A 13925-nucleotide genomic window follows, 5' to 3' on the forward strand; every position below is an offset into this window, starting at 1 on the left:
GGGCGGCCGCGGCGTCGGCGCCGGGCGCTGCGCGGGGGGGGGGGTGGGGGGCGGCGCCGTGGGGCCTGGTCTAGGCTTCCGGGGGGGGCGGGGGGGGGGGGTCCCCCCCCCCCCCCCCGTCCGGGTACGGGGTATGCGGGGTGTACGGAGTGTTCTCACGGATCTCTCCAGCTGCTCGGCACGTACGGGTGGTGCGCGTGGTGGTGTTCGGAGCAGGGGGAAGCGTAAGAGCGCCTCTGACTTTCCGTCAGGGAGTGACTACTAATGTCGCCAACTGTTCAGATTCGATCGGTACGCGACCGCAACCCTCACCCCTGGTTCCCGGACCCCGGACCCTCGGCGGGGCGACGTGACCGGGGTCTCGATCGAGGTCGTGCAGAAAATTGGAGTTGGAGAGTCGCATTCGATAGCGTTCCCCACGTGAGGCTGACCAAGAGCACCGACATCGCCCTGCGGATCGCCATGCGACTGGCCGTCCTGGGCGAGGGCGACAACCCGACCACCCGCGAGGTGGCCGAGTCGGTCGGCGTGCCGTACACCCACGCGGCGAAGGTGGTCAGCCGACTGCAGCACCTGGGGGTGGTGGAGGCCCGGCGCGGTCGCGGCGGCGGGCTGATGCTCACCTTCGCCGGGCGCACCGGTTCGATCGGACTGCTGCTGCGGGAGCTGGAGGGAGTCGGCGACGTGGTCGGCTGCGAGGACGACCCGCCGTGCCCACTGCGGGCCGCGTGCCGGCTGCGCGGGGCGCTGCGGGGCGCCCAGGAGGCGTTCTTCGCGGCGCTCGACCACCTCTCCGTCGGCGACCTGGTGGCCTCCCCCACCGGGCCGGTCCTGCTCAGCCTGACCACCGGACCGGCCGACACCGCACCACCTGCAGAACCCACCGAACCCGCCGAACCCGCCGAACCCGCCGGATCCACCGGCCGATCAGCCCACCCGGGGCCGCACCCCACCTGCGGCCTTAAATGCGAATCTCAGATACCATTTAGGAGTCGTCTGATGCTGTCCGCGAAGTCCGCCGAGGTCATCGAAGCCACCCTGCCCGTCGTGGGCGCCGCCATCGGGGACATCACCCCGCGCTTCTACGACCGGATGTTCGCCGCGCACCCGGAGCTGCTGCGCGACCTCTTCAACCGGGGCAACCAGGCCAACGGCAGCCAGCGCGAGGCCCTGGCCGGCTCGATAGCCGCCTTCGCCACCGCCCTGATCGCCAACCCGGACCAGCGGCCGGACGCGATGCTCGCCCGCATCGCCCACAAGCACGTCTCCGTCGGCATCAGCAACGACCAGTACAAGATCGTCCACGAGCACCTGTTCGCCGCCATCGTCGAGGTGCTCGGCGAGGCCGTCACCCCCGAGGTCGCCGCCGCCTGGGACGAGGTCTACTGGCTGATGGCCAACGCGCTGATCGCCATCGAGGACCGGCTGCGCGCCGAGGTCGCCGCCGGCGGCGACCCGGCCGACCTGTGGCGCCCCTACACCGTGATCGCCCGGGTCCAGGAGACCGAGACCGTCACCACCTACCTCGTCCGCCCGACCGACGGCCGCCCGGTGCCCGCCTTCCGCCCCGGCCAGTACGTCTCGGTGCGCACCGAACTCGCCGACGGCGCCCACCAGATCCGCCAGTACAGCCTCTCCGGCGGCGCCGACGGCGCGCTGCGCTTCAGCGTCAAGCGCGAGGACGGCGGCGAGGTCTCCGGCCACCTGCACGACCACCTGAAGGCCGGCGACCCGGTCGAGCTGGCGCCCCCGCTGGGCGACATCGCCCTGGCCGACGGCGACGGCCCGGTGCTGCTCGCCTCCGCCGGCATCGGCAACACCCCGATGACCGCCATGCTCGACCACCTGGCCGCCACCGGCTCCACCCGGCGGATCGTCTCCGTCCACGGCGACCGCGACCAGCTGAGCCACGCCTTCCGGGCCGAGCTGGCGCAGCTCACCACCACGCTGCCGAACGCCACCTCGCACGTCTTCTACGAGCAGCCGCTCGGCGCGTGGCCGGCCGAGCGCACCGGCCTGGTGGACCTGTCCACCGTCGAGGTCCCGGCCGGCACCACCGCCTACCTCTGCGGCCCGCTCCCCTTCCTGCGCGCCGTCCGCGAGCAGCTGCTGACCGCGGGCGTCCCGGCGGCGGACATCCACTACGAGGTGTTCGGCCCGGACCTCTGGCTCGGCGCCTGACACCCTGAGGTCCTGACACCCTGAGGGCCCTGACGCCCTGAGCCCCGGCTCGGGGGCCGAGGTCCCGCCGCGGCACCGGTCCGCTCGGTACGATCACGAGCGGCCCGGTGCCGTTCGGCTTCCGGCACCGCCCGCGCGTCCGAACCGCCCGCACCTCCGGACCGCCCGTACGTCCGCAATGCCCTGACGCCCGGCGGGAGTTCGGACTCCGGTCCCGGGGGCGCCGCCGGGAGGCCCGTCACCGCGGCCTGAGCTCCAGGGTGCAGCACTTCGCCCCGCCGCCGCCCTTCAGCAGCTCCGAGACGTCCACCGGGACCGGCTGGTAGCCGTGCTCGGCCAGGCGGCCGGCCAGGTTCTTGGCGGCCTCCGGCAGCAGCACCCGGCGGCCGTCCGAGACCGCGTTGAGCCCGAACACCTCGGCGTCGGCCCGGTCGGCGAGGATCGCGTCCGGGTACAGGGCACGCAGCACCGAGCGGCTGTCGGCGTCGAACGCCTCCGGGTAGTACATGACGTGGTCGTCGGCGAGCACCGCCAGCGCGGTGTCCAGGTGGTAGAAGCGCGGGTCGACCAGGGTCAGGCTGACCACCGGGACGCCGAACAGCTCCCCCGCCTCGGCGTGCGCGGCGCGCGAGGAGCGGAAGCCCGTCCCGGCGAGCACCCGGCGGCCCACCACCAGGTGGTCGCCCTCGCCCTCGTTGACGTGCCCGGCCCGGCGCACCTCGCGGTAGCCGTGCTCGCGGAACCAGGCCAGGTAGGCGTCCGACTCGGCGGCCCGCTCGGGGTGGCGGAAGGTGGCGACCAGGGCCCGCCCGTCCAGCACGGTGGCCCCGTTGGCGGCGTACACCATGTCCGGCAGGCCGGGCACCGGGTCGATCAGCTCGACGGTGTGGCCGAGCCGGCGGTACGTCCAGTAGAGCCGCTCCCACTGGCGCAGGGCGAGCGCGGTGTCGGTGGGCTGGGAGGGGTCCATCCACGGGTTGATCGCGTAGTCCACGGTGAAGTGCGTCGGCCGGCACATCAGGTAGCGCCGCGGCCGGGCGTGGCGCTCCGGTGTCTGCGTGAGCATGACTCAACCATCCTTGGATCGCGGGGAGTTCGTCGCACGGAGTTCGGGGTTCGCGGGGCCGGAAACCTTCGTTCCCAAGGCGGCTGCCCCGGCCGAACCGTTCGCACACCCGGGCGGGCGCTCCCGGCGGTCGCACGCCCCCGCGCACCCGGCGCAGGCACCGGCGCACCGGCGGCCCACGGCGCTCGGTGCCCGGCGCCCGCGCGCGGACCGCCCTGTCCGCGACCCCCGGTCACCAGCGGTGCGCGCCGAAGTCCACCGGCCGGGGCCGCAGTTCCCGGCACCGCTCGGCCAGCGCCCGAAGCCGGCGGTCCGCCTCCTCGGCGGACATCCGGCGCCGGTCGCCGTGGCCGGGCAGCAGCCATTCGAAGCGCAGCACCCCGAGGCCACGCCGCAGCGAGGCGGCGAGCTCCTCGATCGAGTACCAGGTCACCGACTCCGCCACCTCGATGTCCCCCGTGGTGCGGGACCAGTACAGGCTGTCGCCGCTGAAGCAGTACCGCTCGTCCGCGAGGAAGAGCACGCTGCCCCGGGTGTGGCCGGGGAACGGGTGGGCGACCAGGCCGGGCGAGACCTCCGTCGGCCCGGTGCCGCGCAGCACCCGGTCGGCGTCGGGGGCGGCCGCCAGATCGCCCTCGTGGATCCAGAGCCGGGCGCCGAACCGGTCGGCGTACGCCCGGCCGTGCGCGGCGTGGTCGCGGTGGGTGAGCAGGACGTCGGTGACCGGGCCGAGCGCGGCGTACCGGGCGGCCAGGGCCTCGCTGTAGCGCGGCGTGTCGACCATCACCCAGCCGGTCGGGCGGCGGCAGAGGTAGGAGTTGGCGCCCGCGGTGCGGCGGGAGTTGTGGCCGAGCAGCAGCACGTCGTCGGCGAGGGCCAGCGGGAACGGGTCCTCGGCCGGGTCCAGCGGCCTGGCGCCGGAGCGGACGGAGCGGGTCGGGCAGGCGTGGGCGGCGGCGAGCAGCTGCCGGCGCTCGGCCGCGTCGCGCGGCTGGCGGAGCAGCTCGGAGCGGCCCCCGTGCTCGCGGACCAGGCCCGGCGCGAGCTGCCGGGCGACGTCGCAGTTGGTGCAGCGGTCGTCGATGAACCAGTTCTCGGAGGGGTCGTCGCGCAGGTCGGTGGTCATGGATGCCTTCCCCTGGCAGGGCGGCGGCCCGAGCCGGCCGCTCCCTTCGAGGATCCGCCGGACGGAGCGGAAAGCGGAAGGGGGCGCCGATCTTGTGCTTTCCGGGGCCCCGGTCTCTGCGAACCCGCCGGGAACCCGCTGCGAACGCGGCGGCCCGCGAGGGTACGTGGCCCATCTCACGTTCCACCAGGGTCACCTACGGTGGCGTAGGTCACTTGATTGGGTGAACTATCTCCTTCATGCCGAATCTCCAGGAGACCCTTGACCTCGATTCGTACGCCGCCCTCGGGGACAGCTTCACCGAGGGCCTGAACGACCCCGGCATCGACGGCAGGTTCGCCGGATGGGCCGACCGCCTCGCCGGAATCCTCGCCGACGGACGCCCCCCGGGCACCTTCCGCTACGCCAACCTCGCGGTGCGCGGCCGACTGCTCGACCAGATCGCCGCCGAGCAGGTGCCGGAGGTCCAGCGCCTCCAGCCCGACCTGGTCACCTTCTGCGCGGGCGGCAACGACATCCTCCGGCCGGGCGCCGACCCGGACGAGGTGGCCGAGCGCTTCGAGGCCGCCGTCGTCCGACTCGCCGAGAACGCCGGGACGGTGCTGATCTGCACCGGCTTCGACACCAAGGACGTGCCGCTGCTGAAGCACCTGCGCGGCAAGATCGCCACGTACAACGGCCACATGCGCGCCGTCGCCGACCGCAACGGCTGCAAGGTGGCCGACCTGTGGTCGCTGCGCGCCGTGCAGGACCGCCGCGCGTGGAGCGAGGACCGCCTGCACCTGTCGCCCGAGGGCCACCAGCGGGTCGCCCTGCTGGCCGCCCGCTCGCTGGGCCTGCGCACCGCGCAGGACCCGGAGGGCGCGTGGCCGGACGCCCGCGTGCTCACCCCCGCCGACCAGCGGCGGGAGAACATCCAGTGGGCCCGCGAGCACCTGCTGCCCTGGGTCGGCCGGCGCCTGCGCGGCGAGTCCTCGGGCGACCACGTGGAGCCCAAGCGGCCGGAGCTGCTTCCGCTCTGACGATCCGTCAGATTGGTTCGACCGGTACGGACGGCGCCGTTCAGGCTGCTCCACCGGCTGCTGCGACCCGGGAGGTCCGCAGCACCCGGTGGAGCGCTCCGGCACAGCCCGCGCCGACCAGGTACCAGAACAGGTCCGGCGGGTTGAAGGTCGAGCCCAGCACCAGGTGGACCAGTCCGCTGCGCCGCCCCCACTCCTCCGGCAGCCCGGTGGCCTGGAACAGCTCCACCAGCCAGCTCACCCCGGCCGCCACCACCGCGGCCCGCACCGGCCGCACGCGCGGCGCGACCAGCACCACCAGCGCGTACACCAGGACGGTGTAGAGCGCGTCCCCGGCGTACTTGGCGAGATCCCCGCCTGCCGCGGCCCTCACCGCCAGGCCCGCCACCACCGCCAGCACCCCGCCCGCGGCGGCTGGGAGCCGCACGACCGTTCCCCTCCGAAGCCCGTCCATCCGCCCCACGCTACGCCCCGGCCCCGGGGCGGTCCGGGCCCGGCCCCTCGGACTCGGCCCGGCCCCTCGGACTCGGCCCGGCCCCTCAGACTCGGGCCGGTCCCGGTGTCACGCCTGCTCCCCCGCCCGCAGCTCGGTCGCGATCTGGCGCCGGCCGGCGACCAGCGTCTCCAGCACCACCCCGAGGCCGACCAGCAGGGCCAGACCCGCGGTCGGCAGCAGCACCGGCAGCAGCACGGGGGTGATGGCGTCCCCGACCTCGGCGCCGACCAGCGTCGAGATGTCGAAGGCACCGCCCAGCAGGGCGACCGCCGTCAGCGCGACCAGGCCGCCGCCGACGGCCGCCGCCAGGGTCTGCGGCAGCGCCTCGGTCAGGATCAGGGTCAGCCCCTGCCGGGGCCGCAGGCCCATGGTGCGCAGCCGGGCGAGCACGGCCGTACGGTCGGGTGCGGCCCGGAGGAGCGTCAACAGGACGGCGAGCAGGGCGAATCCGGCTCCGGCGGCGGCCGCGTACCAGAACAGTCGCCCGGCGGCGTGCTGCAGGGGGTCGTCACCGAGCGCGGTGGCGCTCTCCCGGCTGCTGTGCACCGTGTATCCGGCGGGCAGGCCGTGGGTGTCCTTGCCGACGGCCGTGGCGCCGTCCGCGATCAGTTGGGCCAGACCGACCGGCCGGGCCCCGCCGTTGTCCCGCAGGGCCGTTCTGACCCGGTTGGGGTCGACGTCGCCGACGGCGAACCAGTGGTTCTCCCGCTTGGCGCCCGGCAGCCGTTCCCAGGTGGGGCCGGCGGGAACGACGACGAACGGCTTGCCCGGGTCGGGCAGCGCGGGGGTGGCGCCGACGATGCCGGCGACGGTGAGGTGCAGGTCGTTGCCGTTGGGCGTGCGCACCCGGGACGTTCCCGCGGCCAGGCGTTCGGCCAGGTCGCGGCTGACCAGGGCGGGCACCGGGGTGTCCCGGCCGCCGGACGTCCCGGCCAGCTTCGCCGGGTCGAACTCGCCGGCCCCGAGGACTCGGGCGATCTCGGCGTACGCCGTCGGATCGGTCACCGCCACCAGGTAGGCCTCGGTGTCGTGCCGGTCGGCGCCGAGGAGGCGGGCCCTGGGCTCGATCCAGGCCCCGGTCGAGGCCCGGACGCCGGGCAGGGCGGCGGCGGCCTCGGTGAACGGCTCGGTGAGGGTGGCGTAGTCCGGGAGGGAGACGCCGATGTCCCCGCCGGTGGCGATGCGCGCGGCGCGTGTCCGCACGTGGTCGACGGTGTCGAGCACGGTGGCGCCGAAGCCGGTCGTGGTGACGGCGATCAGCAGCGCGAGCAGCGGCAGCACGGAGGGCCGGCGACGGCCGGAGGCGTCGCGGGCGGCCTGGGCCAGGCCGAGGAAACCGACCAGGCCGCGGCCCCGGCCGACCAGGGCGGCCAGCCGGCCGACCACCACCGGCTCGATCCTCGCCAGCAGCAGCCCGCCGGTGACGGCGAGCAGCAGCGGGGCGGCGACCAGCAGCGGGTCCACCCCGGCGCCGGAGTGGCCGACACCCCGGCGCCGGACCTCCGCCACCGCGGCGACGGCGGCGGCCAGCAGGGCGAGTTCGCCGACCAGTCGGCGTCGACCGCCGGCCGGCCGGCGACGGGAGAACAGCAGGGCCGCGCGAACCGGAAAGGCCAGCAGGGCGAGCAGGGTCGTGACCAGGGCCGCCGACACGGCGCCGTCCCAGCGGGCCGTGGGCAGCAGCACCAGGGCGAGGGCCGTGGCGAGCGCGGCGGCGGGCAGGACGGTGACCGCCCCCTCGCCGAGCAGCCGCCGCAGCACCCCGCCGAGGGAACCGCCGCGGGCCCGGAGCAGCCGGATCTCGGTGGCCCGCCGGTCGGTGGTGAGCGCGGCGGCCAGGAACAGCACCACGGTGGCGACGCCCGCGACGCCGGCCGGGCCGATCGTGCTGAGCGGCAGCGAGGCCCGGTAGCGCTCGTCCGCCCGGGTCAGGACGTCGGGCAGGCCGGAGACGGTGTGCAGGTCGGCGCGCCCGGTGCCGTCGACCAGGGCGGTGGCGTCGCGCCCGGTCAGGAAGGAGCGGACGACGTCGCGGGTGCGGTCGATCCGGTCGGCGCGCAGCGAGGCGGGGTCGACGGGCAGCCGCCAGAAGTTCTCGGCCGTCGAACCCCAGCGGACCATCGCGGGGAGGCTGCCGCCGTCGACGAACCCGCTGGTCGTCCAGTGCTCGCGCTCGGGCTCGGTGTTCAGGCAGGCGCGGGCCGGGCAGCCGAGGTCGTCCCAGAACGGGTCCTGGGGATCGTTGACCCGGTAGAGGCCGACCACCACGGTGGTCCGCTTGGCGCCCGAGCTCTCGACGCCGTTGTCGATGACGTCACCGAGCTTGATGCGGATGGTCTCGGCGGCCTTCTCGCTGACCACGATCGGCAGCGGAGCGCCGACGGCGCCGGGGGTGGGCCAGGTGCCGTCGGTGAGGGTGGCCCGGGCGGCCAGGTCGTGCAGGTGGAGCAGACTGAGGACCGGGTAGGGCGACTTGTCCGAGAGGTGGGCGTACCCCGGATTGGCCATGGTGTGGTCGCCCAGGGCGCGGGCACCGTAGGCCTGACCGGCCTGGGCCAGCGTCAGCCGCCCGCCGACCTGCTCGGTGAGCTGCCGCTGCACCCGGTCGAGTCCGTCCGCGGTGTCGTCCTCCCGCGTCCTGGAAGTGGTCTGCAGGCTGGTCGGGTTGGGGCCCTTCTGACGGACGAACTCCTGGAGCGCCGTGTCCGCGCCCCGGTCCGTGACGCGCGGGAAGGCCGCCGCCAGGAAGACGGTGACGAACGCGAGGGCCGCCATGAGCAGCGCGGCCGGCGGATTCGCCCGCAGTCTGGTGCGGACCCAGGGCGCGGGCCGGTGGGCGGAGTCGGGGGCGGGCACGCGGGTGCCGGCCTGGGTGGTCACATCTCCTCCACGTGGCGTGGCCGGTCGGCCGCATCCCGACGGCGGCGGCCGAAGGTCGTCTCCCGACTCCACCCGGGGATCCGATCCGGGGGCCTCTCGGTCACGGACGGACACGTCACGGGTACACCGGCGCAGTGATCACCGGCGATCGGTCGCCGGATAGCGGACGATGCTGTCAGATTCGATCCGGGAACGGAAGGGACTTGAGCGAATCGAACAAGTAGTGGGCGAATTCCTTGCATTGCTGGGATTCCCGCCGAGAGAAAGGCCGTTGAGATGCCATGCGCACTTCACAACTCCCGCTTCACCGCAGGCCCTTGACCAGCGGACTTCCCTTTCCGGGAATTCTCCGCCCGGATCGGTGAACCCGCGAACCCACCTCGGCCGTTGACCCGGACGGAACCGGACCGCCTCCCCCCGGAACCACCGCGCCACGCCGTACGTCACTCCCCCCGACGAACGTCCGCGCAGGTCGCGCGCGGGATGAGGACCGGAAGGGACAGGCGGGAAAAGTGGCGCACGTGGGTGGGGCCGAGGTGGCCGAGGCTCAGTCGGGGCCGACGGCGGAAGCGGACGGGCGGACCCGGCGCGGGTTCGCGGTGGCCGGGTTCGCCTCGGCGCAGGACGGAAAGGCACGGGAGCGCGGCAAGGACCTGCGGACCCGGGTGCCCCGGGAGCGGCACGCGGAGTTCACGCCCGCACCCGACCGGCCGACCGCCGTGTCCGCCCTGGAGGCCTCCAACACCGGCCGAATAGCCCGTCTGGTGCCGATCCGCGTCGGCCGGATGGCCGCGAGCCCGTTCGCGTTCCTGCGCGGGTCGGCCGGGCTGATGGCCGCCGACCTCGCGGGCACCCCGGTGACCGGGGTCGGCGCCCAGCTGTGCGGGGACGCGCACGCCGCCAACTTCGGCCTGTACGGCGATGCCCGCGGCCAGATCGTGCTGGACATCAACGACTTCGACGAGACCGTCCGCGGCCCCTGGGAGTGGGACCTCAAGCGGCTCGCCGCCAGCCTGGTGCTGGCCGCCCGGGAGACCGGCGCGAGCGACACCACCGCGCGCGAGGCCGCCCAGCACGTGGCCGGCTCCTACCGCCGGACCGTCCGCACGCTCGCCAAGCTCCCCGGGCTGGACGCCTGGAACGCCATCGCGGACGAGCAACTGGTCTCCTTCGCCGAGGCGCACGACCTCGCCGAGGTGCTGCGCAAGGTCGGCGCGAAGGCGCTCGGCAACACCAGCGCGCGGTTCGCCGCCCGCAGCACCGCCCGCACCGCGGACGGCGGTTGGCGTTTCACGGCCGCTCCCCCGGTGCTCACCGAGGTGACCGACGAGACCGCCCGCTCCGTCGCGCACGCGCTCGGCCCGTACGTCGACACGGTGCCCGCCGAGGTGCGCACCCTGCTGTCCCGCTACCGGGTGCAGGACGTGGCCTTCCGGGTGGTGGGCACCGGCAGCGTGGGCACCCGCTCGTACGTGGTGCTGCTCACCGACCACCGGGACCAGCCGCTGGTGCTCCAGGTGAAGGAGGCGCGCCCGTCCGCGCTGCTGCCGTACCTGCCGGCCGGCGCCCAGTCCGTGCCGGACGGGCACGAGGGCCGCCGGGTGGTGCTCGGGCAGAAGCACATGCAGGTGGTCAGCGACACCCTGCTGGGCTGGACCACCGTCGACGGACTCCCCTACCAGGTACGGCAGTTCCGCAACCGCAAGGGCAGCGTCGACCCGGCCGCCCTGCAGCCGTCCCAGCTGGACGACTACGCCCGGATCACCGGCGCCCTGCTGGCCCGGGCGCACTCGCACACCGCCGACCCGGGCCTGCTGGCCGGGTACTGCGGCAAGGGCGAGGCGCTGGACGAGGCGGTCGCCGCCTTCGCGGTGGCCTACGCGGACCGCACCGAGGCCGACCACGCCGACCTGCTGACGGCGGTGCGCAACGGGCGGCTGCCCGTCGAACACGGCGTCTGAACAGCCTGCTGACAGGCCAGGCCCGCCGGAAGGCTTTCGGCGGGCCGGGCGGGTCAGCGGGCCGGGCGGGTCAGCGGGCCGGACGGGTCAGCGGCCCGGACGGGTCAGCGGCCCGGACGGGTCAGCGGCCCGGGCCGGTCAGCGGGCCAGGAACGGCGCCACCGCGGCGACGAACTCGGCGGGCCGGGCACCGTGCACCAGGTGCCCGGCCTCGACGGTGACCAGGCGGCAGTCCGGGATCAGCCGGGCGAGTTCGGCGATCCGCTCCTGCGGGATGTGGCTGGCCGGGCCGCCGGCCACCGCCAGGGTGCGGGCGGTGATCCTCGCCAGCCCCGCCCGCCAGGCCGGGTCGGGGTCGTCGAGCTGGGCCCGGACCGCCCGGACCATCGCCCAGTCGAAGTGCGCGTCCGGGTCCGGGTCCTCGGGCAGCGCGCTCGCCGGGCGCGGGTACAGCGCGGGAACGTCCTCCAGGACCAGCCGGTCGATCCGCTCCGGCGCGGCCTGGGCGAGCAGGCAGGCGACGGCGCCGCCCATCGAGTGGCCGGCCAGGTCGACGCGGGCGAGGCCGAGGGCGTCGAGGAAGGCCAGCACGTCGTCCCGCATCGCCTCCAGCGAGTAGCCGGCGGTGCGGCCGCTGCCGCCGTGGCCGCGCAGGTCGAGCGCGTACACGTGGTGACCGGGGGCGAGGTCGGGCAGCACGGTGTCCCAGTCGGCGGCGCGCTCGCCGAGGGCGTGCAGCAGGACCAGGGGCGGGCCGCCGGGCCGTCCGCTCTCGCGGTAGGCGAGCGTCACCTCGGGCAGGTCCGCGGTCCGGTGGTCCACGGTCCGGTGGTCCGCGGTCCGGTGGTCCGCGGTCTGGTGGTCCGCGGTCTGGTCAAGGGGCCGTACGGCGTCGGTCATGCCCGTCACGGTACGCACGGATCACCGCCTAACGGACCGGCGTTCGCCCTCGGCGCAGCGCGACCGGCTCGCCCTCCTGCTGCTCGCGGGCGGTGGCACGGCCGGCGAACACCGAGGCCAGGACGGCGAGTCCGGCCACCGCGGCGCACACCACGCTCGCCGTCAGGTACGCGGAACGGTGCCCGCCGCCGGCGGCCGTCTCCCGCAGGTAGACCCCGGACAGGGCCGAGATCGCGACGGCCGCCGCGATCCGCTGGGCCATCTGCAGGATCGCCCCGCTCACCCCGGCCGCCTCGGCGGGCGCGTGACGCAGCACGTACGCCTGGTTGGTGGAGCCCATCAACCCGACCGAGGCGCCGGCGAGCAGTTGCAGCAGCGCCAGCAGCCAGGGCAGGACGGCGTCGGGCGCCCAGGGCGCGAGCAGTCCGCTGAGCAGCATGCTGAGCGTGGAGCCGACCAGACCGGCGGTGACGGTGCGTCGGCCGAAGCGCTGGACGACCCGCCAGGCGAGCGCGGAGGCCACGCCCATCGCCACGGCCGAGGGCAGCGCGACCAGCGCGGCACCCATCGGGGAGAGGCCGAGGCCGTCCTGGAGGAACATGGTCAGGACCAGCGAGGCGGCGAGCGAGGAGCCGAACTGGGCCATCGCGGTGGCCGTCCCGAGCGCGTACGGCGCGGAGCGGGTGAGCGCCGGGTGGACCAGCGGCTGGCCGCCGGCCCGGGCGTAGCGGCGCTGCCACCAGACGAGCGCGCCGAGCAGCAGCAGGGCGGCGGCCGCGAAGGCGAACCAGCCGGTCCAGCCGGGCGGCCGGACGAAGGGCAGCATCAGGACGAGGGTGAGCGCCCCGACCAGCAGCAGGCCGAGGAGGTCGAGGTTGGCGTTCCGCGCGCTGGGGCGGGGCTTCGGCAGGTGACGGGCCGCCAGGACCACGGTGGCCAGGCCGAAGGGGACGTTGAGCAGGAAGGTCAGCCGCCAGCCGGTCTCGGGGCCGGCCAGGGCCAGCACGGCGCCGCCGATCGGCGGGCCGAGCGCGAAGGCGAGGCCGCCGGTGACGGCGTACATGCCGAGGGCGCGGGCCCGCAGCTGGCCGTCGAAGACGTCCTGGAGGGTGCCGATCATCTGGGAGTTGACCAGGCCGGCACCCACGCCCTGGAGCAGCCGGGCGGCGATCAGCACCCCGGGCTCGGTGGCGGTCGCGGAGACCAGGCTGAGCAGGGTGAACAGGGCGAGGCCGGTGACGAAGAACCACTTGCGGCCCTTGACGTCGCCCAGCCGCCCGCCGGGGATCAGCGCGAGACCGAAGGCGAGCGAGAAGCCGGCGACGATCCACTGGAGGTCGGCGGGCCCGGCGTGCAGGGTCTCGCGCATGGCGGGGATGGAGGTGTTGAGGACGGACTGGTCGAGCAGCGTGGTGAAGCCGCCCGCGACGCAGACCAGCAGGACCCGGCGGCCGGCGGCGTCGAAGCGCTCCTTCGGTTCCTTGGGCTCCTCGGGCTGCCCGGCTATCGGGCCGGTGGCGGCGCTCACGGCTCGATCACCACCAGCGCGTACCGGGCCTCGCCCGGACCGAGGCTGCGGAAGCGGCTGACGCCGCCGACGTGGCGCAGGCAGTCGCCGGGGCCGAGCGGCTGCGGCTCGCCGTCCACGGTCAGCTCCAGGTGCCCCTCGAACAGCCACAGGTGGTGCTCCCGGCCGGCCGTACAGGCGCGGCCGTAGGTGATGTCCGCGCCGGCCGGCAGCCGGCCCTCGATGATCTCCGCCCGCAACGAGCCGTGCGGCGGCGAGACCGAGCGGCGGACGAAGCCGGTCGTCACGTCCCGCCACACCTGCTGCTCCCCGGCCCGCACCAGCCGGGCCGGACCGGACTCCACCTCGGCGAGCAGCCGCGACATCGTCCGCCCGTACACGGCGCACAGCCGACCGAGCAGCGCGGCCGTCGGGCTGACCTCCGCCCGCTCCACCCGGGACAGCGTCGACCGGCTGACATCCGCCTGCCGCGCCAACTCCTCCAGCGTCCACCCGCGTTCCAGCCTCAGCTCGGCGAGCCGTTGCGCCAGCCGCTCGTCGGCGGCCATGTCGATTCCCATATTCGCGATGGTATCCCGAATATGAGATCCACTCACCGGGCTTCACGGCTCCGCGAGCACCGGGGCGCGGGCCGGTTCACCAGGAAGGGGAGGGGAGGGAAGAAGGGGAGGGGAGGGGACTTGACGGGGCCTCGGCCGGGAAGGGCCGCTGATCATATGATGTGCCGCGAATCGTGGCCGGTTGGCGGCCCGTGAGGCTAGGGGG

General features: G+C 75.0%; 10 protein-coding genes and 1 pseudogene. 4 read left to right on the plus strand and 7 right to left on the minus strand.

The features are described from left to right. Window positions 1–420: 420 nt before the first annotated feature. Together ACFWP2_RS13985 and ACFWP2_RS13990 are read left to right on the plus strand one after the other, a co-directional pair. Window positions 421–858, plus strand: a pseudogene (locus ACFWP2_RS13985) (RrF2 family transcriptional regulator); the annotation flags it as partial. A 141-nt stretch (window positions 859–999) separates the two neighbouring features. Continuing rightward, window positions 1000–2181: a globin domain-containing protein gene (locus ACFWP2_RS13990; RefSeq protein ID WP_380450837.1), complete on the plus strand. Its 1182-nt coding sequence runs from the start codon at window positions 1000–1002 to the stop codon at window positions 2179–2181. 238 nt (window positions 2182–2419) lie between these two features. Here ACFWP2_RS13990 and ddaH read toward each other — a convergent pair whose 3' ends face one another. Both ddaH and ACFWP2_RS14000 read right to left on the minus strand, forming a co-directional pair. After that, the gene (gene ddaH / locus ACFWP2_RS13995; RefSeq protein ID WP_380450635.1) at window positions 2420–3247 is read right to left on the minus strand and encodes a dimethylargininase; all 828 of its coding nucleotides are present in this window, start codon (window positions 3245–3247) and stop codon (window positions 2420–2422) included. A gap of 232 nt (window positions 3248–3479) precedes the next feature. After that, window positions 3480–4373 carry an MBL fold metallo-hydrolase gene (locus ACFWP2_RS14000; RefSeq protein WP_380450637.1) on the minus strand — a complete coding sequence of 298 codons (894 nt, stop codon included), beginning with the start codon at window positions 4371–4373 and terminating at the stop codon, window positions 3480–3482. A 239-nt stretch (window positions 4374–4612) separates the two neighbouring features. On the opposite strand from ACFWP2_RS14000, the gene ACFWP2_RS14005 reads away from it, so the two are divergent. Further along, complete coding sequence (locus ACFWP2_RS14005; protein ID WP_380450638.1) at window positions 4613–5395, plus strand: SGNH/GDSL hydrolase family protein; 783 nt, start codon at window positions 4613–4615, stop codon at window positions 5393–5395. 40 nt (window positions 5396–5435) lie between these two features. Here the strand turns inward: ACFWP2_RS14005 and ACFWP2_RS14010 are convergent, their stop codons facing one another. Both ACFWP2_RS14010 and ACFWP2_RS14015 read right to left on the minus strand, forming a co-directional pair. Further along, window positions 5436–5849, minus strand: coding sequence for a DUF2809 domain-containing protein (locus ACFWP2_RS14010; protein ID WP_380450639.1), 414 nt, complete (start codon window positions 5847–5849; stop codon window positions 5436–5438). A 108-nt stretch (window positions 5850–5957) separates the two neighbouring features. Further along, a complete protein-coding gene (locus ACFWP2_RS14015) occupies window positions 5958–8771 on the minus strand; it encodes a hypothetical protein (protein WP_380450641.1) in 2814 nt (937 codons plus the stop codon). Window positions 8772–9283: 512 nt separating this feature from the next. Between ACFWP2_RS14015 and ACFWP2_RS14020 the strand changes: the two genes are divergently transcribed. Beyond that, complete coding sequence (locus ACFWP2_RS14020; protein WP_380450642.1) at window positions 9284–10732, plus strand: DUF2252 domain-containing protein; 1449 nt, start codon at window positions 9284–9286, stop codon at window positions 10730–10732. A 138-nt stretch (window positions 10733–10870) separates the two neighbouring features. Here the strand turns inward: ACFWP2_RS14020 and ACFWP2_RS14025 are convergent, their stop codons facing one another. Genes ACFWP2_RS14025 through ACFWP2_RS14035 form a run of 3 tightly spaced genes read right to left on the minus strand, consistent with a single transcriptional unit; the run spans window position 10871 to window position 13720 of the window. After that, window positions 10871–11632 carry an alpha/beta fold hydrolase gene (locus tag ACFWP2_RS14025; protein ID WP_380450643.1) on the minus strand — a complete coding sequence of 254 codons (762 nt, stop codon included), beginning with the start codon at window positions 11630–11632 and terminating at the stop codon, window positions 10871–10873. 28 nt (window positions 11633–11660) lie between these two features. Then, the gene (locus ACFWP2_RS14030; protein WP_380450645.1) at window positions 11661–13160 is read right to left on the minus strand and encodes an MFS transporter; all 1500 of its coding nucleotides are present in this window, start codon (window positions 13158–13160) and stop codon (window positions 11661–11663) included. Further along, window positions 13157–13720 (minus strand): helix-turn-helix domain-containing protein, encoded by a 564-nt coding sequence (locus tag ACFWP2_RS14035; protein ID WP_380450647.1) that lies wholly within the window; start codon window positions 13718–13720, stop codon window positions 13157–13159. Before ACFWP2_RS14035 ends, ACFWP2_RS14030 begins: the two co-directional genes overlap by 4 nt. Window positions 13721–13925 lie beyond the last annotated feature (205 nt).

The organism is Kitasatospora sp. NPDC058444, from assembly GCF_042721415.1.
Classification (GTDB): domain Bacteria; phylum Actinomycetota; class Actinomycetes; order Streptomycetales; family Streptomycetaceae; genus Kitasatospora.

Bases quoted from the DNA above. Each gene is read 5' to 3' on its own strand.
- ACFWP2_RS13990 (WP_380450837.1), top strand. From the start codon at position 1,000: ATGCTGTCCGCGAAGTCCGCCGAGGTCATCGAAGCCACCCTGCCCGTC.
- ACFWP2_RS14010 (WP_380450639.1), bottom strand. From the start codon at position 5,849: ATGGACGGGCTTCGGAGGGGAACGGTCGTGCGGCTCCCAGCCGCCGCG.
- ddaH (WP_380450635.1), bottom strand. From the start codon at position 3,247: ATGCTCACGCAGACACCGGAGCGCCACGCCCGGCCGCGGCGCTACCTG.
- ACFWP2_RS14000 (WP_380450637.1), bottom strand. From the start codon at position 4,373: ATGACCACCGACCTGCGCGACGACCCCTCCGAGAACTGGTTCATCGAC.
- ACFWP2_RS14025 (WP_380450643.1), bottom strand. From the start codon at position 11,632: ATGACCGACGCCGTACGGCCCCTTGACCAGACCGCGGACCACCAGACC.
- ACFWP2_RS14035 (WP_380450647.1), bottom strand. From the start codon at position 13,720: ATGGGAATCGACATGGCCGCCGACGAGCGGCTGGCGCAACGGCTCGCC.
- ACFWP2_RS14005 (WP_380450638.1), top strand. From the start codon at position 4,613: ATGCCGAATCTCCAGGAGACCCTTGACCTCGATTCGTACGCCGCCCTC.